Source organism: Promicromonospora sp. AC04, assembly GCF_003058225.1.
Classification (GTDB): Bacteria; Actinomycetota; Actinomycetes; order Actinomycetales; family Cellulomonadaceae; genus Promicromonospora.
In genome coordinates this window covers 141390-165374 of the sequence record NZ_QBUG01000005.1, presented here as the reverse complement: position 1 = coordinate 165374, position 23985 = coordinate 141390, and the positions used below count along the sequence as shown (strand labels likewise).

The window sequence follows — 23985 nt, the reverse complement described above, 5'->3', positions numbered from 1 at the left end:
CCGGCCGCGCCGGGGATCCCGGCGTCCTGGGCGGCCGCTTCGCGCGCCGCCGCATCCCGGGCGGCGGCGTCGCGGGCGGATGCCTCGCCGGGAGCCCCGTCACCGAACACCTGCGACCACACGCCGCGCGCCGACAGGAACACGGACGCCGCCTCCTGGGCGCCGGCCAGCGAGTGGTTCGCGCCCCAGCCGCACTGCACCTCGTTCGCGGCGGGTACCTCGGTGGCCGCCACGATGTCGCGCATCGTCGCCTCGACGAGGTCGAGGACGTCGTCGTAGGCGGGCTCGCCCTGCAACATCAGGTAGAAGCCCGTCTGGCAGCCCATGGGGGAGAAGTCCAGGACGGCGTCCGAGTGGTTGCGCGAGTGCTCCGCGAACAGGTGCTCCAGGGAGTGCACCGTCGGCATCTCCAGGTGCGCGGTGTTGGGCTGCGTGAATCGCACGTCGTACTTGACGATCACGTCCCCGCCCGAGAGCTGCTTACGGTCCGCGAGGCGCACGTACGGGGCGGCGACGGCGCGGTGGTCCAGGTTGAACGACTCGACGTTCATGCGAGGGGCTGACTCGGTCATGGCACGAGCCTATGTCGTCAGCGGCTGCAGGACGTGCGACCGAGCATGCTCGACCGCCGCCGGCAGCTCGGTGAACACGTGGCTCTCGTGCCGCAGCATCCGGTTCAGGCCTGCCGCCTCCAGGAGCTACGGTGATACCCGCCAGGAGGTCGGCACGCAGGGTGCGGGGGTGCAGGTCGTAGTCGGCTGGGGAAGGGACGAGGTCCCGGATGTCCACGCGCTCACGGAGCGCGGCGAGCAGGTGTGTCCTGCGGTTCATGCGGGGGTCTCGGCGAGGTGGGCAAGGATGTCGTAGAGCGGCTCGGTGTCCACGATTTCTGGACGTTAGCAAGGTCCGGATCGACCCGTGCGAGGGAACCGGACAACCCCACCGCAACCGGCGTCGCGTACTACGCTGCGAGGCGTGAGCAGCAACGAAACCCCGACACTGGCCCAGGTCGTCGGCGCTCTTGACGGCCTCTACCCGCCGTCGACGGCGGAGGGGTGGGACGCCGTCGGACTGGTGGCCGGCGACCCCGCCGCGCCGGTGCGCAAGGTGCTGTTCGCGGTGGACCCGGTGGCCGCCGTCGTCGACCAGGCCCTGGAGTGGGGCGCCGACCTGCTCGTCACCCACCACCCCCTGTTCCTGCGCGGCGTGAGCTCGGTGGCCGCCACGACCTTCAAGGGGTCGGTGGTGCACCGGCTGCTGACCGGCGGCTGCGCCCTGCACGTCGCGCACACCAACGCCGACGCCGCGCCGCGCGGCGTCGCGGACGCCCTCGCGGACCTGGTCGGCATCACCGACCGGCGACCGCTCGAGGTGAGCGCCGCCGCCCCGACGGACGGCACCGGCCCGGACCACGGAACCGACCACGGAACCGACCACGGAGCCGGACGCGGCATCGGCCGCGTCGGACGCCTGGCCGAACCGACCACGCTCGCCGGCTTCGCCCGCCGGGTCGCGGCGGCGCTGCCCGCCACCGCCCAGGGCATCCGCTTCTCCGGCGACCCGGACGCCGTCGTGACCACCGCCGCCGTCCTCGGCGGATCCGGCGACGGCTACTTCGACGCCGTCCGCGCGGCCGCCGCCGACGTCTACGTCACCTCGGACCTGCGCCACCACCCGGCCTCCGAGCTGCGCGAACGGGCCGAGTTCGAGGCCCGCGCGGCCGGCGCCCCCGGACCGGCGGGCACCCCGTTCCTCGTGGACACCGCCCACTACGCGAGCGAATGGCCGTGGCTGGGCTACGCCGTCGAGGACCTCTCCGCGGCGCTCGCGGCGGACGGACGTACGATCGAGGCTCGCGTCAGCGATCTCGTGACCGACCCCTGGACGGGCCAGGTCCCCTCGCGCTGAGCGCCGCCGGCCGCGCGCGCCAGACCCTCGGGCCACTCGGGTGACCGGGGCGTCCGAACCGCCCCGTCGGGCTGAGCCGGCTGCCCGAGTGGATCCGGCGTCGGCGGGCGCGAGGTAGCGTTGGACCACCGCCAGATGAACCCGACCGAAAGGACGCCTCCGTGGCTACTGCACCGCCCGAAGACCAGCGCAGGCTGCTGGAGGTCCAGGCACTCGACACCCGCGCTCAGCAGCTCGCCCACCAGCGCAGGAGCCTGCCCGCGCTCGCGACGCTGACCGAGCTGGACGGCCGGATCGCCGACCTGCGCGCCTCGCTCGTCGAGTCGCGCACCCGGGTGGCCGACCTGAAGCGTGAGCTCATCAAGGCGGAGAGCGACGTCGAGCAGGTCCGCAACCGCGCCACGCGCGACCAGCAGCGGCTGGACTCGGGCGGCGTGAGCGCGAAGGACGCCGTCGCGCTCACCGATGAGCTCGGCTCGCTCGCCACGCGCCAGGCGGCCCTGGAAGAGATCGAGCTCGACGTCATGGAACGGCTCGAGGCGCACGAGGACGTGCTGACCAAGGTCGAGGCCGCCAACGACGAGCTCGTCGCGGAGAAGACGAGGGTCGAGGCCGAGCGCGACGCGGGCTGGGCCGACCTCGACGCGCAGGTCGCGGCGCTCACGGCCAGCCGCGCGACGGCGGTCGAGGGCCTCGACGCCGCTCTGGTCACGCTGTACGAGAAGATCCGCGCGCAGCTCGGCGGTACGGGCGCGGCCGTGCTGAACGGCAACCGCTGCGAGGGCTGCCGCATGGACCTCCCGCCGGCCGACCTGGCGACGATCAAGAGCGCGGCGCCGGACGCGGTGGTGCGGTGCGAGGAGTGCGGCCGCATCCTGGTCCGCGTCGCGACCGGCGCGACGACCGGAGCTGCCGCCGGATGAGCGAGGCGCCCGGGTTCGACACGCACCGGCGCCCGCCGGTGGCGGTCACCCGGTTCGACGGCGCCCTCCCGCTCACCGTGGTGCTCGTGCGGCACGGCGTGACGCCGCTGACGGAGGCCGGCGGGTACTCGGGTTCGGACGTCCCGGGCCCGTCGCTGAACGCGCGCGGCCGGATCCAGGCGGCCCAGGCCGCGGACGCCGTGTTCCGCGTCGGGCGGGCGTCGCGGGCGGGAGCGGGTTCCTCGGGCGGCATGCGCAACGGCGGCCTCTGGCCGGACCTGCCCCGCCCGACGGCGCTCGTCGCCTCCCCGACGGTCCGCACCCTGGAGACGGCGGCCGCCGTCGGACGGCGGCTCGGGCTGCACGTCTCCACCGACGACCGGTTCGCCGAGTGCCGGTTCGGGGACTGGGAGGGGCTGACCGCGCCGGAGATCGAGCAGGGCTGGCCGGGGGAGCTGGCGCAGTGGCACTCGACGGGCACCTTCGTGCCGCCGGGCGGCGAGTCCTACGCGCAGCTCGGCGCCCGGGTGTGGGACGGCCTCGCCGACCTGCTGGCCGGCGGCGTGGACCGCACAGTGGTGGCGGTGGGGCACGCGGCGCAGATCCGCACCGCCGTCGGGCAGTCGCTGGGGGCGCCCGCCTCGTACTGGGCGCGGCTGCGCATCCCGCCCGCGTCGCTGTCGGTGCTGCGCCTCTGGGAGGACGGCACCACCGAGGTCACCGCCGTCGGCGTCCCGACCGACGGCTGAGCGGCTGCGGCGACCGCGCGCCGGCCGGGACGATACTTCGCTGGCGGATCGTGTTGCTGTGCGTAGACGTTGTCTACTCTCGGCAACACAACCCGAGGAGCAACTCTTTCTCCGGCCAGGCGCTGCCCGTTGTCGCCCCCTACTGTCCGGTCACCGGGCCGGTAGCCGGCTGGTTTCCCCGACGTCGCAGCGTTCCCCGGGCGAACGCCGGTGCGAGCGGCACCAGGGCCAGCACCAGGACGGCGGGCAGAGCGAACCCGAGCCGGAGGTTGTCCGCCCCGATCAACCCGGTGAGCACCGACCCGAGCAGCGCGCCCACGTAGTTGAACTGGTTGAAGCGCGCGATAACGGCATCGGTGCGGGCCCGGTCGGGCTCGGCCGCCGGATCCGGCGTCGAGCCCGCGGCGATGCGCCCCGCCGCCGAGAAGCTGAGCGGGGCCACCAGCGCGACGGAGGCGCCGAGCAGCGTGAAGCCCGCCACCGCGACCTGCCAGGTGGGCGCGAGCGTCACCAGCAGCAGTGCCCCGCAGGCCACGACGGCCCCGATCCGGAGCAGCGGCGTCACACCGAACCGGGTCACGAGGTGCCCGCCCGCCAGGCGCACCACTATCGAGGTCACCAGGTAGGGGAAGGTCGCGAGCGCGACCAGGTTGCCGGGTGCGTCGAACGAGCGCGCCAGGTACACGGGTCCCCAGGCCGACGCGGTGGTGTCGACCATGTAGAAGATGACGAGCCCCGCGCCCACGAGCCAGATGGGCCGCCACGGGATCGGTGCGTCCGAGACCCGGGTGCCCGCGGTCGGCGCGGCGTCCGCCGGGCTCGCGTTCGGGTTCACGACCGGGCGCGGGATCGAGACTCCGCCGGCCGACACCACCCCGGGCGCGAGGTCCGGCTGGGCCGCGGCGTGCGGAAGGAACGGCGCGAACGCGACGACCAGCGGGACGACGACGACAAACGCGCCGATCTCGGGGGAGAGGTGCCCCGTCGTGAGTACGAGGATGGTGGCGAGGATGCCGCCGGTGGTCCAGTAGCCGTGCGACGACGGCAGGATGGGCCGGCCGTACCGGTGCTCGAGGTGGACGGCCTGCATGTTGCTGGTGGCGTCGACGAGGCCGAGCGCGATCCCGTAGACGGCCACCCCGCCCACGAAGACGCCGATCGCCGGGGCCAGCGTGATCGCAGGGACGGCGACCACCATCAGCCCGAGGCCGAGCCGGAGCATCGACGCGCTGCCGAAGCGCCGCGCGGCGCGCTCGGCGACAAGGGAGCCCACGCCCGCGAGCAGCACCATCATGAGCAGCAGCAGCGACAGGGTGACCTCGTCGAGCCCCCACCGCTCCAGGAACCGCGGCAGGCGGGTGGTCAGGCTGATGAAGACGAAGCCCTGCGCGAAGAACGCCGCGGCCACCGCGATCCTGGCGCCTGTCAGGCTGGTTGTCCTCATGACCGGTCATCCAACCGGTCGGTAGGCGTTGGCGCCAGAGCTGTGGCCCAGCCGTTACACGGGCGTCATCCTGGGGCGCGCACGGAGCGGCCCCCGCAGAGCGGCTCGCACGGAGGGCTCGAACGGAGTCGCCCCGCACGGAGCCGCCTCGCAGGAGGGCGAGGCTCACGCTCCACGCGGCGCGCCCTATGCGAGGACCAGCTCCAGCGTCCGCGGGCCGCGGGCCTTGCCGTCCAGCAGGTTCGCCTCGATCAGGGTCTGGTCCTTGCCCGAGCCGATCTCGGTGAGCATCACCGAACCCACCAGCTCCTGTGCGGCCTTGAGGACGTCCTCGCTGGTCCGGGCCTCGGCCTGGCGGCGCAGCAGGTGCCCGGCCAGCACGCCCCGCGTGTGCTTGGCGTTGTGCGACACCACTGTCCGCTTCCCGTCGGTCTCGCGCAGCACCCGCACCTCCACCCACTCGGCGCCCGCGCTTCGACCGGCGCCGGAGTCCGTCGTCGTCGGCCGCCACGCCGCGACGTAGGTCGCGGACCGGCAGTCGACGACGACGTCGCCCGCGGCTCGGGCGTCGAGCACCTCGGCGAGGGCGCGCTTCCAGAACGTGGCGAGCCGGCCGACGTCGGGCAGGCCGACGCCCATGCCGAGCCGATAGGCGGGGATGCGATCACCGGGGGCGACCACGCCCCACAGGCCCGAGAAGGTGAGGACGCTCTCCTGGGCGCGCCGCGCGGCGCCCTCGGGCAGGGTGGCGAGGCCGGCCGCGCCGTACAGGACACCCGTGTAGACCTCTGCCGCGCGGGCCGCGGGCGCACTGCGGAGTGCGATGTTCCGCGCCACCTCGTCGGCGAGCCCGTCGCTCACTCCCAGAGCCGACGTCGCGCCGGGCTGTGCGCTGACCCTCGCCAGGTCGGCGAGGACCTGCTCGCGATGTGCGGTGAGCTCCGGGTGGGCGAGGGCGTTCAGGTCGAGGGGAGCGGCACCGTCGGGCGCGGGCGTCTTGCCCTCGGAGGGCGGAAGGAGCAGGAGCACTCGCCTAGCCTAAGTTGCGCCGGGACGTTTGACGGGCGGTGTGAACACTTGGCGGCAGGTACTCTTCTACCTGCGGACGAGTCGGTCGGGCGGTCGCGTTGGGTGCCTTCGGGCGCCCGCCGAGGAACGTCCGGGCTCCACAGGGCAAGGTGGTGGTTAACAGCCACCCGGGGTGACCCGCGGGACAGTGCCACAGAAAACAGACCGCCCACGGCCGCAAGGCCGGGGGTAAGGGTGAAACGGTGGTGTAAGAGACCACCAGCGCTGCCGGTGACGGCAGCGGCTAGGTAAACCCCACCTGGAGCAAGGTCAGACAGACTGTGTTTGAGGGCTGCCCGCCCGACTCTCTTCGGAGAGGCACAGTCGGGTAGACCGCTCGAGCCCTGCGGCAACGCAGGGCCTAGATGGATGACCGTCGCCCGCGCGGGGGTAACCGCGCGCGGGAACAGAACCCGGCGTACAGGCTGGCTCGTCCGCTTTTAACGCTCTGACCTGCATCGGAGCACTGGCTAGAGGTGCACCGGTACACATTGGGTACACATGGCTGTGTACCGCGTGGGTCAGGCGGCCGATCGTTTGCCGTTCGCGAGCGATCTATCGGCGGCGAGGTACGAGAGATAGCAGTCACACAGGCAGGCACCGCCGCTGTCGTGCGCGCTGAGCACGCACGCTGGTGGCATTCGGACGTCGGGGTCAACTAACGTAAGCAGGCAGGACGCGGTGTCCTACGGCGCGTCCGATCTGCAAATGGAGGAGCATGTACAACCTGCTGATCGGGTTCGGGGACGGCCTCGCGTTTGGCGGTCGAGTGTTCGAGCACACGGATCAGATCGTCAGGGAGTATGTGCAACCCGCCGGGGCCGTGGACCCCTCACGACTCGTGAACCTGCCGACACTGGTGATGCCGGAGACTGGGGACTCCAGTTCACAGCAGGTTGCGCGGATCGGCCGCATCACAAGCCTGCAACGTACCGGCGCCGACTATCGGTTCACCTTCGTCGAGAACCCGGGGTTCCCTGCGCTCAGCACCGACCGTGTGGTTTCTCTCGCGCAGGATCTCCAGATCGACACATGGGAGTTCACGCGTACGCACTGGGCGGTGAAGGACGTCGACCTCTACGGTGTGTTACTCGGCGGCGGTGCCGCCGAGCAGCTCGCGCCACAGGTGTTTAAGTTCCCGGTTCACTTGCCGCGGGAGAAGGATCTGGTCGCCGTGATGATGCCGTTCGCGGGATTCGGTGCGGTGTACGAGGCGATCAAGGAAGCCGTCGAACGAGCTGGTCTCCGATGCCATCGGGCCGATGACATCTGGGAGAACCACCACATCATGGACGACGTCCTCAGCCTGATCTGGCGATCTCGCGTCGTCGTCTCCGACTTGTCGGGAAAGAACCCGAACGTGTTCTATGAGACTGGGATCGCGCACACGATCGGCCGCGACGTGGTCCCGATTGCCCAGTCCCTGAGCGATGTGCCCTTCGACCTCCGGTCCATCCGGACCCTCACCTACCACCCGAACGCCGAGGGGCTCGGCGAACTTGCGCGGGGTCTTGAGACCCGCCTCAGGACTCTGACTGCGTGACACGCTTGCCGGTGCTTCGACTGCCGACCGCGTGTTCGGCCGGTCCTACTAGGGTGGCAGTCAGCTTTGCCCGCGCAGGCTGGTGACACCCACCAGAGGGCGGTTGCTCGCGAAGATGAGAGCGAGCGAAGAATCGAGGACGGCATCGACCTCCGGTGCAGGGCGGACCAGCACCCGAAGGGGATAGCCGTAACCAAGGCAGGTCGGAGAGCGGCCCTCTGGGTCGCAGGGACTCAATCTGGTAGTGCACCGCGCTCCGGGCTCGCGACGCTGGGCTGCTTCGGGCATAGCCCTCGTGACAACGGTTCGTTCCCCCTCAGGACACGACTGTCGGAACGGTCCGCTGCGGACAAGGCAGACCGGCTGTGCCCAGGCCAGCGGGCGGACCGGGCGCGGTACGCGACGCGTTGACGGGTTCTCCGTTGTGGTCGACGTCCGCCCACGGCCCCCGCCTCAGGCCGCGCTCGACCTGACCGAATGTCTCGCGCGGTACTCGGCCCACCACTGGTCGGCAGGGCGCTGCACTAGTGCTTCCCGGAGCAGGGTGAGGGCGGTCTGGGAGTAGCACCAGGTGGTGATGATCTTCTTCGCGCAGTCGGGATTTGCCTTGACGCCGAGCAGAACGATCATCGCGGTGAGCTGGTTCGTTGTGATGCCGAGCTTGGTGTGCAGGTCCTTGAACCGCAGATTGTAGAAGTCAAGTTCGTTGACGCGCCTGACGGACACGACGCTGGAGTCCGCGGAGCCCTCTTTGACGATGGTGACCGGGATCCCCTCGCGCTTGACGATCCGCAGGTTCACGGTCGGACCGTCCAGTTCGGTCGTGAACGTGATGGCCGCGATCCCCGGGAACAGCACATCCAGCTTGGTGCTCCCGCCCGCGATGGACGCGGTTAACTTACCGAGCTGCTGCTCGGACGGCTGCAATTTCTCTCCCCGCATCGCCCCGTCGATAATCGCCAGCGCGCGCAGTTTCGCAGTTGCCTCTGCGTGTCGCCGGCGGCCGGGCGCGAGCAGTCGTTCGATCTCCGCTAGTTCTTCGAGGAACAAGTTGATCGGGTCCAGCGGAACCCGAGTTGCGACGGGCAGGACGCGATCAGGCAGGAGCTCGCTGAGCGTCTCTCCGAACACGTCGCGCAGTAGATCGCGGTAAAGGGTGACCCCTGCTTGAGCCTGCAGGTAGAGGTGGCCTTCGCTGATGTCGAGCAGATGGTGCTGCGCCGCATCACGCAAACCATTGATCGCTTGCAGCACCAGCGCCTGCTCATCTGTGAGGATCGGCTTGGTCAAGCCCGACAGGGCGCGACGAACGCACGCGTCGAAGCCGATCGTGTTCTTCTCTCCCGGCTCGCGGATACGTGCTCCGCTGTGCAAGAGAGCCGCCTTGAGCAGCATCTCGAAGGTGTGATCGAGGAGCATCAGAACGGAATCGGTCCGCCCTACGTTGGATGGGCGATTGAACAGCTCGATGGAGAGGGTGAGCGAACTCAGCGACTTCTCCTTGAGCAACTTTGCTTCCTTCTTCACAATCCTCACCCCTGGGTGAGGAGTCTAACGAGGCGAGCGGCCCGCACGCGAGGAATTCCTGTGCGCGCATTCGTAACTGAATCGCCCTCCAACACGCGACGCCGCTTACGCGGCTTTCGACGCTGCGGCCTTCGTTGGACGGGTGCTCATGACGAGGTCGATCGCGGTACGCGTCTGCTCCTCCTCGTCGGGCCACAGGTGCGAGTAGGTGTCCAGGGTCTCGCTGGCGTGCTTGTGGCCCAGTCGCGCCTGAACCGCCTTGACGGAAGCGCCGTGGCGGATGAGCAGGCTCGCGTAGTAGTGGCGCAGATCGTGGAAGGTGAAGCCGGAGACCTCGGCCGCCTTGAGCGCGCGTCGCCACGTGTCCCAGAACGCCGAGCGGCGCAGCGCGCCGTTCTCGGTGTTGGTGAAGACGAGGCCGTCGGGTCCTGGTGGGTACTTCCGCATGTACTCCTTCAGGGCCTTGATCGTGGACGTCGACAGCGGCACCTCTCGATAGCTCGCCTCGGTCTTGAGCGGCCCGAACGTCGGCTTGCCCGCAACCGATCCGGTGATCTGTCGGTCAACGTGCATGACCTTGTTGTCGAAGTCGAGCCGATCCACGGTCAGGCCGAACGCCTCACCCTGTCGAAGTCCGGTGCACGCGGTGAACAAGATGAGGCCTCGGAATCGCTCCGGGAAAGCATCGATGAGCGCCCACAGCGACTCGGTCGGGATCGGCTTGACGCGCATGGGCGTCTTCTTCGGTAGGCGCGTGCCCGCGCACGGATTCGACGTGATCCGGTTCGTGTCGACGGCGGACTTGAAGATGCCGGACACGATCCGATGGGTCACCCCAACGGTCGCCGGGGCATATCCCTTGCTCTTGCCCCCTGCCAGAGCGATCGCTGCGGTCGAGAGCCACTTGACCCATGACTGGATGTCCTCGGAGTCGATCGAGGCGAGCGGCAGGTGTCCCAGCCGTGGGCACGCTCGGATCTCAAGGACCACGTCGACCTGATCCTCTGTGTTGCCGCGATGGACCTGGAGCGTGCGCCAGTGCTCGGCGTACTCCTTGAACGTGATCTTGCCGGCGTCCGGGTCGACGAAGCGGCCCGTCAGAATCTCGGCCGACAACTCGTCGCGGCGGCGCTCGGCGTTGATCTTGCGCTTATATGACTCGGCGCGAAGGCGCTTGCCCGGGTCGCGATAGCGGACGCGCCACCGCTTCCCGCGCCCGTAGTCCTTGGTCTTCTCGCCGTCGTTGTCGAGCCAGCGATCTTCGACCCATGCAGTCGCCATGTCAGTTCTCCTCGGGTGCGGGAGGTTCGGGGCCAGGGTCGGACGGTCCGACGCCGGCGCTATTCGTCTTGCGGTCGGGGCGTGCCGCGTTGAGGGCGTTCTCGATCCAGCGTCGGCTTGCGGCGTTCAGGTCGGATGCGTCGCGGAGGAATTCTTCGGCCTCTTCGCAGATGTCGTTGAGGCCGTCCCAGGCGGCTTCGTAGGCGTCAGCCGCGTAGGTGATGTTGCGTGCGAGCTTGGCGGCGTCGCGGTCGACGTCGGCTTCGGGGTCGAGGTCGTAGAGCGCTTCGGGCTTGACGTCGAGGACGCGTGCGGCGACGAGCCCTTCGAAGAAGCGCAGTGGTCGCTGGCCGCGTTCGATCTTCTGGATGGTCTGTGGGTACATGCCGTCGACGCCGTGGCTCATGAGTGCCATGGCGAACTTCGCCTGGGTGATGCCTCGGTCCGTTCGGTACCGGCGCAGGTTGGCGCCAATGACTTCGTCTTCGTCCATGCCTCCAGGGTAACTGCTGTGGTGCGCACTGTCTCGGAACGTCAGATTGGTGGGTGCTAAATTGGTGTGCTACGGAGGCGGTGCGCAACCGTGATGACACCAGGTCATCCCGTGCCGGACATCGTCGAAAGAGGGTGGTGCTTGTGGCTGTCACGACGGACGCCGGAACGGATACGGCTGCGCAGAAGGACGATCCGATGCTGCGCACCCGGGAGGTCTCTGACCTGCTGGGCGTGCCGGAGAACACGCTGCGGTGGTGGCGGTACATCGGGAAGGGCCCGGACTCGTTTCGGCTCGGTCAGCGCCGGGTGGTCTACCGGCGCTCGAAGGTGATGGCCTGGCTGGCTGCGCAGGAGGCGGCTGGTGCCAAGCACACAGCGGCCTGACTCCTCTCGGGGCGGGCGGATGAACGGGGCTCGGACACTTCGGTGTCCGGGCCCCGTTGTCGTTGGCGGCAACGCCACCGGCCCGCACCGGCCCGCTCCGGCGATGCGCCCCGAGTCGCCTGCCAGCTCCGCGGAGCGGTCCATCGCCCGGGGATCGGGGCGGGGCCCCGCCGTTCCCTCCTACCTGGTTCACGCGACTAAGCAGACGCACGTTGCAGCGAGCCGGACACATGCAGCGCGTGTACCGAGCGACGGCAGCGGTACGGACTACGGCACGCGGCTGGCAAGTCGCAGGCGGGCGACGACGTACGCGGGGTTGGCCGCCTGGCAACGCAGCACACCTCAGGCAGTTGAGGAGCGACGGAACCGTTGGCGTTGGTGCGCTTCGGCACCGTTGGCGGGCGGCCCGCACACCTCGCCCGCACACCCCAAGGGCGGTGATCGGTCATGGCGGTGAGCATCGTTCCGATGAGCGTGGGCAACGGCACCGAGTACCTGACCGGTTCCGTGGCCAACGGTGACTGCGACGCCCCGAACCTCCGCGACGGCCTCGGCCTGGACCCAGTCACCGCGTACTACACGGCCGTGGGCACCCCACCCGGGTACTGGCTCGGAAGCGGCGTCGCGGACCTCGGCGGCGGTGTACTGGTTCCCGGGGAGCGTGTGACGACCACCCAGCTCCAGCGGCTCCTGGAAGCGGGCCGGGACCCGGTCACGACCGAGCCCCTGGGCAGGGCCTACCCGAAGATCGTGCCGCTGCGTGAGCGGATCGAGAACCGGACCGCCGCCCTGGACCCGAACCTGAGCCCCGAGGACCGGCAAGCCGCCGTCGACCACATCGTGCGAGACGAGACACTGGCCGGGAAGCGGACAGCGGTCGCCGGGTTCGATCTGACGTTCTCGCCCACGAAGTCGGTCTCGGTGCTGTGGGCCCTATCGGACCGGAACACGCAAACGATCATCCTCGGCGCGCACCGGGCTGCGATGGCCGAGACGATCAAGTTCATCGAGGAGCACATCGCCGCGACGAGGATGGGTACCGATGCCGGGGACGGGTCGATCATGCAGGCCGACGCCTCCGGGGTGATCGCCACCGGGTACGACCACTGGGACTCGCGTGCGCACGACCCGCAGCTGCACACGCACCTGGTGATCGCGAACAAGGTCCGGGCCGTGGTCGATGGCAAGTGGCGCACCCTGGACTCGAGGGCGTTGTTCAACGCGAACGTCGCGTTCAGCGAGCACTACAACGCCGTCCTGGCCGACCGCCTCACCGGCGCCCTGGGCATCAAGTGGGAGAGGCGTGTCCGGGGCAAGGACCGCAACCCGCGGATGGAGATCGTCGGTGTCAGTGACGAGCTGATCGAGGAGTTCTCCAACCGGTCGGCCGAGATCGAGCACTGCGCCGACCAGCTCATCGACGAGTACCGGGAGAAGCACGGGCGTACCCCGTCGCCGGGCACGATCAACCGGCTGCGGGAACAGGCCACCTTGGAGACCCGCCCGCCCAAAATCATCGAGTCCTTGGCCGACCTGACTGCGCAGTGGCGGGAGCGGGCCGGGCGCATCCTCGGGCAGGACCCGACCGAGTGGGCGCAGGGACTGCTGTCCGCTGCCCTGGCCGAACCGGCCCAGGTGTTCGCGGCCGGTGACGTCCCCCAGGACGTGGTGGACATGGCAGCCTCGGTAGTGCTGGGCGTGGTGGGGGACAAGCGGGCCACGTGGAAGCACTGGAACCTGTGGGCCGAAGCCGAACGCCAGACCATGCACTGGCGCATGGCCACCCACCAAGACCGCATTGAGGTCGTGGCCCGGATCGTCGCCCAAGCCGAGGGCGGCTCGGTCACCCTGACCCCACCAGAGCTGACACCGACACCCCGGGCGATGCAGCGCGCGGACGGATCCAGCACACTGCGCCCCAAGCACTCCGTCGTGTTCACCTCCCAGGCCGTCCTCGACGCTGAAGAGCGGCTCCTCGGGCTCATGGAGGACCGCACTGCGCCGCGCCTGGGCGTCGACCTGCTGCGGGCCATCCTGAACCACGGTGTGCGGGACGGTGCGCTCGCCGCGTCACAGGCCGAAGCCATCGCCATGGTGGCTGGTTCGGGGCGCCGCCTGGACCTGCTGGTGGGCCCGGCCGGGACTGGGAAGACCACGACTCTGCGCGCGCTGCGCACCTTGTGGGAAGGGCAGCACGGGCCTGGGACCGTCGTCGGTCTGGCGCCCTCCGCGGCGGCGACGGATGTCCTGGCGACGGGGCTCGGGATCGCGTGCGAAAACACCGCGATGTGGCTCACCCGACAGCGGCACGGCCGTGCTTCATTCGAGCCGGGCCAGTTGGTGATCGTGGACGAGGCATCTCTCGCTGGCACGCACACCCTGGACCGCCTCACCCGTGCCGCCGTCGAGGCCGGCGCCAAGGTGCTCTTGGTCGGCGACCCCGCCCAGCTCCCCGCCGTGGAGACCGGTGGAGCCCTGACGCTCCTGACCAGTGAGCGGGCCTGCACGACCGGCGACGTCCCGACGCTGATCGAGGTGCACCGCTTCCACGCCGACTGGGAGAAGCGCGCCTCGCTGCGTCTGCGCGACGGAGACCCCGCCATCCTGACCACCTACCAGGACCACGGACGCATCCAGGCGGGCACCACCGAGGACATGACCGACGCCGCTTACGCGGCGTGGAAGGCCGACACCGAGACGGGCTTGTCGTCGGTGCTGGTCGTGCCGGACACCGCCACGATGAACGACCTCAACCGCCGCGCCCGCGCCGAACGCGTCCTGGCGGGACAGGTCTCAGACGGCAGCACGGTCCGCCTGGCCGGGCAGACCCGCGCGTCAGCCGGAGACCTGATCCTCACCCGGCGCAACGACCGCACCCTGCGCCACGGACACGCCGGATGGGTCCGCAACGGCGACCGCTGGCAGATCACCGATGTCCACCACGACGGGTCGGTCACTGCTCAGCGCATCGATCCCGACGCGCACACCGATGCCCGGAACGTCGACCGCCAGCAGCTCAGTGGTCAGATGGTCCGGCTGCCCGCCGCGTACGTGGCCGAGCACGTCGACCTCGGCTATGCGATCACCGCACACCGCGCCCAAGGCCTCACCGTCGACACCGCATACACCGTCGCGAGCCCGAGCATGAGCCGGGAGAACCTGTACGTCGCCCTCACGAGAGGCCGGGCAACGAACACCGTGTTCGTGCCCATCGACCAGCCCGACCGGAACCACAACCACGAACACGCCATCGGCGCGAACATCGACCCCGACCAGCCCGACCTCGACGCGGCACGCGCCGTCCTGGCAGGCATTCTGCACCGGGTCGGCGCCGAACCCTCCGCACACCAGGCACGGACCGACGAGGAACACCGCTGGGGATCGATCGCCCAGCTCGCCGCGGAGTACGACACCATCGCAACCCACGCCCAGCGACCTCGCTGGACCCAACTGGTTGCGCACACCCTGGCCGGGGAAGGCTACGCCCGACGTGACATCGCTCAGGTCGTGACGTCCGACGCGTTCGGGCCACTGTGCGCCGAACTGCGCCGGGCAGAGGCCGACGGGCACGACGTGACCCGGCTACTGCCCCGGCTCGCAGCCACCCGGAGCCTGTACGACGCCGAAGACATCGCCGCCGTCCTGTACGACCGACTCACCCACACCGCCACCCGCACAGCCAACGGACGCAACCGGATCGCCGGGCTGGTTCCACAAGCCCAGGGGCACTTCCCGGAAGACGTTCGCGAAGCCCTCGACCGGCGCGCCGAACTCATCGAACACCGCGCCCGCACCCTGGCTCGACAGGCCCTCCGTGACCACGAACCCTGGACCCGGCACCTGCCACGACGCCCCCACGGACCCGATGAACTTGACTGGCATTACGTCGTGACCGTCGTGGCCGCCTACCGGGACCTCTACGGTGTCACAGGAGAAGATCTATTCCGCGAACCACCCACGACACTCGCCCAGCGCGAGGACGCTCGCCTTGTCCGTGCCGTGGTTCTCCGGCGTGCCACGAGCCAAGACAGCTCCGCGCATGCCCGAACTGACCGAACTGTCGGCCCAGGCATCGGGTGATCGGGCGGCCAAGGTCTTGCGCCACACGAGATGTCAGGGGGCGGAGGCGATGAAGTCACCCGCCACCCTGGTCCGATTCACCAGATAATCCGGCACATCCCCTGCTACGGTCGAAATTCCCCCGCGAGCAGGGCAGCTTGTGTGAGCGCAGCTTCACGCGCCAAATCTGCTGCGTTCCTGAGCGCTGCGGAAGATCGAGTTACTAACATACCAACCGCAAGGAGTGAATGTGAGTGACGAACCGATCCACGCAGACCTTGTCAGGGTAGCCCTGGAAAGGGTCGAGGGCGCGCCATTCGAACGATTCTCAAACTCATTCTATGCGAGCCTTGTTGGCGCAACTTTCATTCCGCTAGGTGGAGTCAAGGACGGCGGGGCGGATGCAAGAGATGGCACGATATACGAAGATGGGTCGCAGGTCGAACATTACTTTCAGGCCAGCATCGAGAAAGACTACTCCTCTAAGATTCGGCGAACGGTGGCTCGTCTTCGCGACTTTGGCAGGAGTCCGAGCTCGCTGACGTTCGTGACGCCGCATATCGTTCGCTATTCGGATCGTGAGGAACGCCGCCTTGCTGCCGAACTAGGTGTGACCGTGGCAATTCGGGATGGCTCCTACGTGACCTCTCACATCAACGATGATGTCGCAACGCGCGCTGCCTTCAGGCACCATCTTGAGCACTATACCGATTTCCTAAAGAGCATTGGGGCTTCTCGAAGGATTCCATCGACGCAGCACGTGAAGAGCCCTGCCGTCTATGTCTATCTTGCGCAAGAAGTCGAAAGGCGTCGGGGCAACGAAAGCCTGGTTGACTCCGTGACAGATGCGCTCGCCCTCTGGGCGCTTGAAGGGACCGACCCGGATAAAGGTATCGTTCGCACTGCCGAAGAGGTCATGGAGAAGATCGTCGGCACCGTGCCAAGCGTTCAGTCAATCGTGGCGCCTCGTATCGTCCGGAGGCTGCAGCACATGGGTAAGAAGGATTACCCATTAGGCCGTGCTGTCAAGTGGTACAGGAAGGCGGGGACATTCTGTCTGCCGTGGGAGACCCGCCAGAAGATTGAAGATGAGAACGCCGCAGACGAAACCCTGCGCCTCCGGGTGCTGGAGAGCCTTGAGATGCGCGCCAAAGGAGACGACGATGTCTGTGTCGACTCTGAACTTGCAGCACGGGTGGCACTTCGAGCAATCCAGAACATATTCGAGCGCGAAGGGCTGGAGTTCTCTCGGTATCTGCAGGAAGGCGCCGGGTCCCAGTATCCGACCGTGGTGGATTCTCTCAGTTTTGCCCTCGAGGACACCAAAGTTACTCACAGCAAACGCGAAAATGTTGGTGATGGCGCATTCAGGGCGCTCCGTGGCGTATTCTACGACTCGGTGGCGGATGAGCGTGAGTATCTTCGGAAACTCTCTCAGACTTACGCACTGCTATTCACGCTTAATACGGAGCCACGTCTCGTAAAGTTCTTTCAGGAGATGGCCTCAGATCTTCGGCTCTATGTCGGCGCCGACCAGCTCCTGCTGGCATTAAGTGAAAAATTCCTCCCGGAAGCCGATCGGGCGACGAACAATATGCTCACGATCGCTTCCGAGCTTGGCGCGAAGCTGATCCTGACGGAGCCAGCGCTCGAAGAAGTCGTGAGCCATCTTCGCGCGTGCGACTTCGAGCACAGAAACCATATCAACGGCCATGAAGAGTCGATGGGCTTCGAACTAGTTCGCGAAGTCCCGCATCTCATCCTGCGTTCATATCTATATGCGAAGTTCACTGGAGATCCCGAATCGCTGCGGCCCAAGAACTGGCCGGAGTACCTCAATCACTTCTGCACACCAGAGACGCTGCATGGTGTTGTGGGCATGAATGACATTCGTAGATATCTGCAGAACTCGTTCGGTCTCGATTACGAGTCGACGGACGACCTGGAGACACTTGTAGATCCGGATGCGGTCCTAGACCTGACCTCAAAGCTTGCTGAGCACAAGAAGACGGAGCGTCTAGCGCACAATGACGCATTGATTGCGCTCGCCGTCTATGGGCGTCGCCGACGCAGGAGAGAGTCGTCAGGTACGTCAGAGTTCGGCTGGTCAACATGGTGGCTTACCAGTGAGACGAGAATTCTGCAATATACGCGTGATGTCGTCCGGGACCGTGGGGCGCGGTATATGATGCGGCCGGACTTTCTGCTCAACTACGTGGCACTTTCACCGAAGACTCAGGCGATCCGCGATTCGATGGCTGGTCTATTTCCCAGCTTACTTGGTGTTCAGTTAGGCCGACGAATAAGCTCTGATGACTTCCACGGGCTGATGGGCCGCGTAAAAGAGGCGGAGCGATTAGAGCCCGCTCGCCGATCAGTGGAGATCGCAAAGCTTTCCGATACGCTAAAGAGTGACTTTCGTCGCTCGTATGCGGGCGGGACCGAATCTGCGACGAGGTCCGGACCTCGTTAGCGTTTGCTGCCGGCGGCAAGCCGACCAGCGTTCACGGTGCGGCGGAGGAAGGCGGTCGGGGCTCCCACTGGGGAGCCCCGGCCTAGACTCTGCCTTCTGGAAGCGGTACACACGGTTGGGCGGGAGCAGGGGCAGCCGTGAGGTCTGGCGGCCGAGATTGCTACCGGTCGCCGAGCGGGAGTTCAAACCCGGCCGGGCCGTTTCCAATGACGCTGCGCCACTGGGCGCGGCGTCTGCCCTCGTCCCCGCGTGGAAACGGCAGCCTTGCTTCGATGGCAGCGGCCTCGATGGCGCGCATCGTGGTGCCGACGCCGGACGGGATCGGAGCATGCTTGATCCAGTGGCCGTTCTGGAGGGTCCACGCTTCGCACCGGGACAGGTCCGGTCCGGTGCCGTGCCACACACGTAGGGCCACTGGGCCTGGTGCGCTGGCCTCGGCGGTGGCGATCTGTGCGGCCAGCGACGAGAGTGATCCGTCGATGTCCGGGATGAGGGAGCGCAGCACCGGCAGCACCCCGGCTTGGTCGATGGTGCCGGTGGTCTCGTCGGCGGCGCTACGCACGACCGCAGGTGCGTGCCCCATCGCGACTGAGCGTGCGGCCCAGGCCAGCATCGTCAGATCGTTGATGCCGTCTCCAACAGCCACAGTGTTCTCGGCGGGGATGCGCAGGTGTTTGCGCACGTCGTCGAGGGCGGCGGCCTTGTTGACGTCCAGGGCTGTGATGTCGGCCCAGTCGGGACCCATCGGAGCAACCGTGACCCCGGTAGCGGCCAGCGCGTCGGCGAAGCGGCGGATGCCCGGTGCGGCGAGCACAATCCGCGTCGCTGGCTCGGACGTCAGGTGGTCCAGCGTCGCGGGCTTTTGCTGCCCGTTCAGTTCGTCAGGTGCGAACGGACGGTTCGTCCGCCACCCCCACCCGACCTCCTCCACGGCGACCCGTACACCCGGGACCAGGTTCACAGCGCGGCTGATCACAAGGCCTGGGTTGAACGTCCGGGCGTCCACGACGTCGTACCCCGACGGAGCGACCCGGTCCAGGCGCACGGTCAGGGCACCGTTGGAACACACCGCCCACCCGTCGGTCAGCCCGAGCCGTACCGCGATCGGAAGCAGACCCGTGAGTGATCGTCCCGAGGCGAGGACGATTCTGTGTCCGGCGGCGCGGACCAGGTCCAGCATCCCGACCGTTCCGGGCGGGATCCTGCTCTCACCGTCCAGGAGGGTGCCGTCGATGTCCAGGGCGACGAGGGTTCGTGTGCACGTGACGGTCAGGGAGCTCATCGCGCCACCACCTGACGCAGGACCGACCGGACCTGGACCTCCAGGCCGTCTACCACACCGGTCCAGAGGGTGTGCCCGGGCACGAACATCCGATGATCCAACGGAAGGTCGCACCCCAAGATGCGCGCGATCTGCTCGCCCTCGTTCAGGTCCACGGGCTGTACGCAGATGCGGCCTCGGGTCAACGTAACGATCTCGATGTGTTCCGGTCCCACGGCGCGGATCGCCTCGGCGGCGACATCCATGGCGAACGTGAGTTGGTCGGCCAAGCGGGTCGTGGTCATGGGCTGGCCCTTGTGTCTAGGGATGGTGGACTCGGCAGCCGGGGAAGGCTGGGATCCAGTGAAAGACCCGTAACCGTGAATGGGTGAGGAAAAAGCGCTGGGGCACTCTTCGGCGGCAACCGGAAATTTCCGGGGTGATCGCTTCTTCTCGATGCCGTCGTGTGGCTACCGTGAACGAGTGGGAGGCAACCAGATCCTCAAGACGCGCATGGCGGAATCGGGCTTCACCCAGGCAGAACTGGCTGAAGCCGTGAACGCCGACCTGCGTGCGGCCGGATACGAAGGAACCGTCAGCGACCGAACGGTCCGCAACTGGCTGACCGGAAAAACTCGATGGCCTCACCATCGTCAGCGCGCTGCTCTGGAGGCGCTGTTCAACTGCCACGTGACGGAGCTGGGCTTCACGACCCAAGGGGATCGCACCCCGACGACGCCGCCGCAGAGTGGGGTGCACCGCCCGGTCAGGGACACCGTCAGAACGATCCCCTCGACGGCCGCTGGCCCGTCCTTAGGGCCTCGACAGCGCGTCGGCCTCAGTGACGTGCAGCGGCTTCTGGCCAAGTTCGCGCTCGTGATCGCTGATGACCATCGGTACGGCGGAAAGCTCACCATCGAGGTGCAGGCAGCCGCACTGGCTGGGGAAGCCCTTGCGCTCCAGGCGAGGGGCACGGCGAGCCAGCGCGTGCGAGCTGCCCTTTACGGCTGTGCCGCGTCCTTCACCTCCAGCGCGATGTGGGCCGCGATCGACGGTCGCCGCTTCGATACCGCGCAACGCCACTTCGACCGAGCAGCCAGCCTCGCGGCCTTCTCCGGGGACTCCACCATCCAATTCCGTATCTGGTCCCACGCCGGCAGCCTGTACCGACACATGGCCAGGCCCGTCGACGCGCTGGCCGCCAACGACGTCGCGCGCCGCCTGCCCGTCGCGCGCCGCGACCCGCTGTTCGCTTCTCTCGGCCATGCGCGGCACGCGGCCATCCATGGCTTGACGGGCGACGCCGGAGCAGTCCGCCAGGCCGTGGGGCACGCCCAGAAAGCCCTGCTGCAGGCCGACCCGGACGAACAGCGGCCGGTATGGATCACCGCGTTCTACGACCAGGCGGAACTGGAGAACCTCGCCGTGGCCGCGCACTTGGCCCTGGGCGACTACGAGAGCGCCGAAGCCCGCGCGCACCGAAGCCTGGCGTTGCTTCGCCCGGAGATGCGACGCACCCGCGCCATCACTACCGCTCGCCTCGCCCGCGCCCAGCTCGGCCAAGGCGACCTGGAACCGGCCGTAGCTACTGCCATGTCCATCCCGGCCGGTCCCACCGGTCAGCACCCCCGCGTGACCGGCATGCTGCAGGACTTCGGCAACGCCCTGCACCTCACCGCAGGCCCTAGCCCGCACACCACCATCTGGGACCAGTACATCCACGACGGCCGAAGGACTCCACATGATCAGTGACGGCATCGAGCTGCGCCACGCTTCCGACCTGGACAGTGTCTGGAGCACCCTGATCGAGATCTACGCCGAAGTACGCGCCGACCAGCTCCACCAGCCTCACTACTCGGTGGAACGGTACGGGGAACGGCTCGCCCGGCACGGCGCCGAACCCGGTTGGGAGACCGTCATCGGGTTCGACGGAGACGAGCCAGTGGGATATGCCTACGTCAACACCCTCCAACCCGATGACCGCTGGTGGCGACGGATGACCACACCTCTGCCCGAGGGCTGCACCGACAAGTCGACCGTGGCCCTGAAGGAGATCATGCTCAAAGTGCCCTGGCGCGGCACCGGAACCGCAAGGCGCATCCACAACGAACTCCTGGCCAACCGCCCCGAGGAACAAGTCTCCCTCCTGGTCAACCCACTGGCCGGGAACGGCAAGGTGAAAGCGCTCTACGAACGATGGGGCTACTACGAGATCAGCACACAACAGCCCGCATCCGACGGGCCTGTCCTGACAGCGATGCTCCGCACCACCCGCGAACCGGCGCCCGTCGACTGAGCGCTTCCGGTCGCGTGCACTACGGCTGGAGGAGCTGGCCTAGCTCCGAGTGCAATTTGCAGTCCGCAAGAAGTCCGCACCAGCCCAGCGGGCCCCAACACGACCAACGGCCGGGAACCTTGGAATTCCAACGTTCCCGGCCGTTGTCGCTCTCACCAGAACGTGCCGGTGGCCCGGACTGCGATCCACGAACTACCGGTGAACATGCAGGTCAGTGTCTGATTCTGGCTGGTGGTGGGCGCACGGTCCGCAAGAACGGACGCTGGGCGCTCGGCGCCAACAGCGTCAGCCCTAACGATGAGCGACCCCTGCGACGCTCCGCGATGATTGTGAAATGAGCGACGATGGGGGTACTCCCTTTGAACCAGACCCTGGCGCTTCCTCCGGACCAGATGAAGAGCAGGTCTACACGCGCGGTGACTGGGAGGAGGCGGTGGAGGGCGGCTGGCTGAAACGCGCACATGTAGAGGCTCGCTTACACAACATCGCCGTCCGTGACTTCGGGGAAGTCGGCCCCTCTGGCTACGACGACGAAGGCTTCATGACCTCGCTTGTCGCCGACAGCCTTCGGGTGGAGAGGATCGGCAAGTTCATCGTGTACTCCAACGACCACGACCCGCCTCATGTTCACGTGCGCCCCTTTGGAACGACGATCGACCTACGTTTCAGCCTCAACACCGGCGAACTCCTTGACGAAGCACCTCGCGGCATCGCGAGCAAGCAACTCAAGAGTATGAAGGCAGCGTTGATCGAAAACCAGGTCCAGTTCGGTCGCTGGTGGGAAAAGGCTCATGGTGATGTTGTCGTTGCTCCGACGAACGCATCGGACGTCTAGGACCAGCGTCACGAGCATGGTCTCGTCTCGTCGTGAGGGTGAGGTGATGGTGGCGCTGCGGTTCCTGCGGATGAAACTGGTCGAGGGGGTAGGCAGTTATGCAAAGATCGCAGGATGGCGGAGCAGTTTGCAGTCGATGGACAGGTGGGCGCCGAGAAGCTAGACGAACTCTTGGTGCTGGGGCACGAGAACCAGCATCTTGACTACAAGAAATACTGGGACCTGTCGAAGGCAGGGGTTAAGCATCGCCTCGACCTGGTGATGGCTGTTGCTGCGTTCAGCAACACCAAGCTCGGTGGCTACATCGTCGTTGGGGTAGACGGAAACGGCTCAACGTCACACGACGAGCCAATTATTGACGTTGCTCAGTTCGACGAGGCAGACATTGCACAGATTGTCCGCAGCTATGTCTCGGGCCTGCCAGCGCTGACGGTCAAGAACCACGAGGTCGAAGGACGCCCCATCTCTATCATCTACGTTGCGCCGAGCGCGGACCGCTTGCCCGTGATCTTCTTGAAGGATGGCGAACTGCAACCCGGCAATCCAAAAGCTGGAGTGAAGTTCCGACGAGGGCAGGTGTATGTCCGTAAGGGCACACGCTGTGTGCCCGCAGAGCACGCCGACTGGAGCGAGGTGCTCTCGCGCAACAATGATTCGGTGCGGACCGAAGCGCGTGGTCCTCTAAATGACGTCCTTCGCCGGCTTCTAGCCGCAGCTGGTGACACGGATGCAGGCAGCGTCGCCGATCTGCCAGTTGCGGTTGACTTCGATCAAGACCTTGACATCTTCACAGAAGCGGTGGGCGCGGTACGTCCTTCGCAGTATGGAGAACTTCGCCGGCTCTTGCGACGGCGGGTGCGCTCCGCCGCATGGGACGTCAAGACACCGTGGGAGATCGAAGATGTCTCTTCGGTCGTCGACCGCCTCCTCGTTATCGGGGCGTTCGGTATCCGTGAGGAGAGTGACGACCTCGTCGACGCGGTGATTGACGGCTTGACGTACTTGTATCGGATGCCGATCAACGAGCGTGCTGGTGAACGCGGTGGCGCAATGGTTTGGCGCACTATCGGTGCTGGAGTTGCGGCGCTCGGTGGCGTGGCCGTTCGTGAGGATGCGTGGTCCGTCGTCCGTCGTCTCGCGCTACCCGCGAAGTTTTGTCCAGTGCCAGAAGAGCACGGCGAGCCGGAATACATGTCATGGATGCGCCACGCCGTGACGATGGCCGCGCGTGCTGAGGTTCTCGGGTACACCTCGAACGGAAATGTTTTGCCAGGAGGCCTTGTCCGGTTCGCGCGGCAGACTGCGTCCCGGGTCGCTGCGCTTTCCGCTGACGTGCGTAACGCGCCTGAGGTGCTGTCGTCCGAGTTCGAGCCATCGGACCAGGACCGAATTCTCGATTCCATCTGTCGGTTCGACTACCTTTGGTGTGTGCTTGCATATATGGCCGACTCCAGCAGCGATATCCACCAGACGATGCCGGGATTCGCTGCGTTCTATCAACAGCGCACAGTCCCGATCGTCATCGAGCTAGTGAACGACCTTGAGATGCGGAACCTGCTCTCGCCTGGCGCGTCGGAGAGCGAATGGGCGGGCGCGATTCGGGACCTTGACGACGTTGCAAGCAGGCAGGCAATGCAGATCAATTGGGGGCACTGGAAGGCGGCTGCGTTTCCACCTGTTGAGCGCTTCGTGGCAGAGAACACGACACCCTGACCGCCACCTGCTGTACTCACCCGACT

Annotated in this window: 18 protein-coding genes, 1 other RNA gene and 1 pseudogene; 12 read left to right on the top strand and 8 right to left on the bottom strand. The window is 67.2% G+C overall.

Annotated features, from left to right (window positions below; all coding sequences use genetic code 11):
* Positions 1-107 precede the first annotated feature (107 nt).
* Positions 108-572 (bottom strand): annotated as a pseudogene (locus C8K30_RS14900) (S-ribosylhomocysteine lyase); the annotation flags it as partial.
* A 403-nt stretch (positions 573-975) separates the two neighbouring features.
* Here C8K30_RS14900 and C8K30_RS14895 point away from each other — a divergent pair.
* The 3 genes from C8K30_RS14895 (at position 976) to C8K30_RS14885 (ending at position 3580) form a co-directional block, all read left to right on the top strand.
* Entirely contained in the window at positions 976-1908 is a 933-nt protein-coding gene (locus C8K30_RS14895; RefSeq protein ID WP_233257184.1) for a Nif3-like dinuclear metal center hexameric protein, read from the top strand.
* Between the two features lie 161 nt (positions 1909-2069).
* Complete coding sequence (locus C8K30_RS14890; protein WP_108493694.1) at positions 2070-2831, top strand: zinc ribbon domain-containing protein; 762 nt, start codon at positions 2070-2072, stop codon at positions 2829-2831.
* Entirely contained in the window at positions 2828-3580 is a 753-nt protein-coding gene (locus C8K30_RS14885; RefSeq protein ID WP_108493693.1) for a histidine phosphatase family protein, read from the top strand. Before C8K30_RS14890 ends, C8K30_RS14885 begins: the two co-directional genes overlap by 4 nt.
* A 139-nt stretch (positions 3581-3719) precedes the next feature.
* Here the strand turns inward: C8K30_RS14885 and C8K30_RS14880 are convergent, their stop codons facing one another.
* Both C8K30_RS14880 and C8K30_RS14875 read right to left on the bottom strand, forming a co-directional pair.
* Positions 3720-5024: a sugar MFS transporter gene (locus C8K30_RS14880; protein WP_233257183.1), complete on the bottom strand. Its 1305-nt coding sequence runs from the start codon at positions 5022-5024 to the stop codon at positions 3720-3722.
* Positions 5025-5210: 186 nt separating this feature from the next.
* The gene (locus C8K30_RS14875; protein WP_108493691.1) at positions 5211-6053 is read right to left on the bottom strand and encodes a YaaA family protein; all 843 of its coding nucleotides are present in this window, start codon (positions 6051-6053) and stop codon (positions 5211-5213) included.
* A gap of 77 nt (positions 6054-6130) precedes the next feature.
* Here C8K30_RS14875 and rnpB point away from each other — a divergent pair.
* Together rnpB and C8K30_RS14865 are read left to right on the top strand one after the other, a co-directional pair.
* Positions 6131-6529: RNase P RNA component class A (gene rnpB, locus C8K30_RS14870), an RNA gene on the top strand.
* A gap of 281 nt (positions 6530-6810) precedes the next feature.
* Complete coding sequence (locus C8K30_RS14865) at positions 6811-7635, top strand: hypothetical protein (RefSeq protein ID WP_108493690.1); 825 nt, start codon at positions 6811-6813, stop codon at positions 7633-7635.
* Between the two features lie 453 nt (positions 7636-8088).
* Here C8K30_RS14865 and C8K30_RS14860 read toward each other — a convergent pair whose 3' ends face one another.
* The 3 genes from C8K30_RS14860 to C8K30_RS14850 all read right to left on the bottom strand — a co-directional run bounded on the left by C8K30_RS14860 (position 8089) and on the right by C8K30_RS14850 (position 10936).
* The gene (locus C8K30_RS14860; RefSeq protein ID WP_146197486.1) at positions 8089-9162 is read right to left on the bottom strand and encodes a DUF3644 domain-containing protein; all 1074 of its coding nucleotides are present in this window, start codon (positions 9160-9162) and stop codon (positions 8089-8091) included.
* Positions 9163-9267: 105 nt separating this feature from the next.
* On the bottom strand, positions 9268-10443 hold the full coding sequence (locus C8K30_RS14855) for a site-specific integrase (protein ID WP_108493688.1): 1176 nt from the start codon (positions 10441-10443) through the stop codon (positions 9268-9270).
* A gap of 1 nt (position 10444) precedes the next feature.
* The gene (locus C8K30_RS14850) at positions 10445-10936 is read right to left on the bottom strand and encodes a helix-turn-helix domain-containing protein (RefSeq protein WP_108493687.1); all 492 of its coding nucleotides are present in this window, start codon (positions 10934-10936) and stop codon (positions 10445-10447) included.
* Positions 10937-11133: 197 nt separating this feature from the next.
* Here C8K30_RS14850 and C8K30_RS14845 point away from each other — a divergent pair, with 197 nt between their 5' ends.
* The 3 genes from C8K30_RS14845 to C8K30_RS30340 all read left to right on the top strand — a co-directional run bounded on the left by C8K30_RS14845 (position 11134) and on the right by C8K30_RS30340 (position 17854).
* Positions 11134-11322, top strand: coding sequence for an AlpA family transcriptional regulator (locus C8K30_RS14845; RefSeq protein ID WP_108493942.1), 189 nt, complete (start codon positions 11134-11136; stop codon positions 11320-11322).
* Between the two features lie 468 nt (positions 11323-11790).
* A complete protein-coding gene (mobF, locus tag C8K30_RS14840; protein WP_199230500.1) occupies positions 11791-15402 on the top strand; it encodes a MobF family relaxase in 3612 nt (1203 codons plus the stop codon).
* A 229-nt stretch (positions 15403-15631) separates the two neighbouring features.
* Positions 15632-17854, top strand: coding sequence for a hypothetical protein (locus C8K30_RS30340; protein ID WP_146197485.1), 2223 nt, complete (start codon positions 15632-15634; stop codon positions 17852-17854).
* Between the two features lie 160 nt (positions 17855-18014).
* Here the strand turns inward: C8K30_RS30340 and C8K30_RS14835 are convergent, their stop codons facing one another.
* Entirely contained in the window at positions 18015-19136 is a 1122-nt protein-coding gene (locus C8K30_RS14835) for an HAD family hydrolase (protein WP_108493685.1), read from the bottom strand.
* A complete protein-coding gene (locus C8K30_RS14830; protein WP_108493684.1) occupies positions 19133-19420 on the bottom strand; it encodes a hypothetical protein in 288 nt (95 codons plus the stop codon). The genes C8K30_RS14835 and C8K30_RS14830 overlap by 4 nt, the downstream gene beginning before the upstream one ends.
* Before the next feature lie 178 nt (positions 19421-19598).
* On the opposite strand from C8K30_RS14830, the gene C8K30_RS14825 reads away from it, so the two are divergent.
* The 4 genes from C8K30_RS14825 (at position 19599) to C8K30_RS14810 (ending at position 23959) form a co-directional block, all read left to right on the top strand.
* Entirely contained in the window at positions 19599-20867 is a 1269-nt protein-coding gene (locus C8K30_RS14825; protein ID WP_199230499.1) for a helix-turn-helix transcriptional regulator, read from the top strand.
* Positions 20857-21411 (top strand): GNAT family N-acetyltransferase, encoded by a 555-nt coding sequence (locus tag C8K30_RS14820; protein WP_108493682.1) that lies wholly within the window; start codon positions 20857-20859, stop codon positions 21409-21411. The genes C8K30_RS14825 and C8K30_RS14820 overlap by 11 nt, the downstream gene beginning before the upstream one ends.
* 334 nt (positions 21412-21745) lie before the next feature.
* Entirely contained in the window at positions 21746-22246 is a 501-nt protein-coding gene (locus tag C8K30_RS14815) for a DUF4160 domain-containing protein (RefSeq protein WP_108493681.1), read from the top strand.
* 114 nt (positions 22247-22360) lie between these two features.
* Entirely contained in the window at positions 22361-23959 is a 1599-nt protein-coding gene (locus C8K30_RS14810; protein WP_108493680.1) for a helix-turn-helix domain-containing protein, read from the top strand.
* Positions 23960-23985: the final 26 nt, after the last annotated feature.

Excerpts from the sequence above, each read along its gene's own strand:
- C8K30_RS14880 (WP_233257183.1), bottom strand. The coding sequence starts at position 5,024 with ATGAGGACAACCAGCCTGACAGGCGCCAGGATCGCGGTGGCCGCGGCG.
- C8K30_RS14810 (WP_108493680.1), top strand. The coding sequence starts at position 22,361 with ATGGCGGAGCAGTTTGCAGTCGATGGACAGGTGGGCGCCGAGAAGCTA.
- C8K30_RS14885 (WP_108493693.1), top strand. The coding sequence starts at position 2,828 with ATGAGCGAGGCGCCCGGGTTCGACACGCACCGGCGCCCGCCGGTGGCG.
- C8K30_RS14820 (WP_108493682.1), top strand. The coding sequence starts at position 20,857 with ATGATCAGTGACGGCATCGAGCTGCGCCACGCTTCCGACCTGGACAGT.
- C8K30_RS14865 (WP_108493690.1), top strand. The coding sequence starts at position 6,811 with ATGTACAACCTGCTGATCGGGTTCGGGGACGGCCTCGCGTTTGGCGGT.
- C8K30_RS14830 (WP_108493684.1), bottom strand. The coding sequence starts at position 19,420 with ATGACCACGACCCGCTTGGCCGACCAACTCACGTTCGCCATGGATGTC.
- C8K30_RS14850 (WP_108493687.1), bottom strand. The coding sequence starts at position 10,936 with ATGGACGAAGACGAAGTCATTGGCGCCAACCTGCGCCGGTACCGAACG.
- C8K30_RS14815 (WP_108493681.1), top strand. The coding sequence starts at position 21,746 with ATGAGCGACGATGGGGGTACTCCCTTTGAACCAGACCCTGGCGCTTCC.
- C8K30_RS14835 (WP_108493685.1), bottom strand. The coding sequence starts at position 19,136 with ATGAGCTCCCTGACCGTCACGTGCACACGAACCCTCGTCGCCCTGGAC.
- C8K30_RS14855 (WP_108493688.1), bottom strand. The coding sequence starts at position 10,443 with ATGGCGACTGCATGGGTCGAAGATCGCTGGCTCGACAACGACGGCGAG.
- C8K30_RS14845 (WP_108493942.1), top strand. The coding sequence starts at position 11,134 with ATGCTGCGCACCCGGGAGGTCTCTGACCTGCTGGGCGTGCCGGAGAAC.
- mobF (WP_199230500.1), top strand. The coding sequence starts at position 11,791 with ATGAGCGTGGGCAACGGCACCGAGTACCTGACCGGTTCCGTGGCCAAC.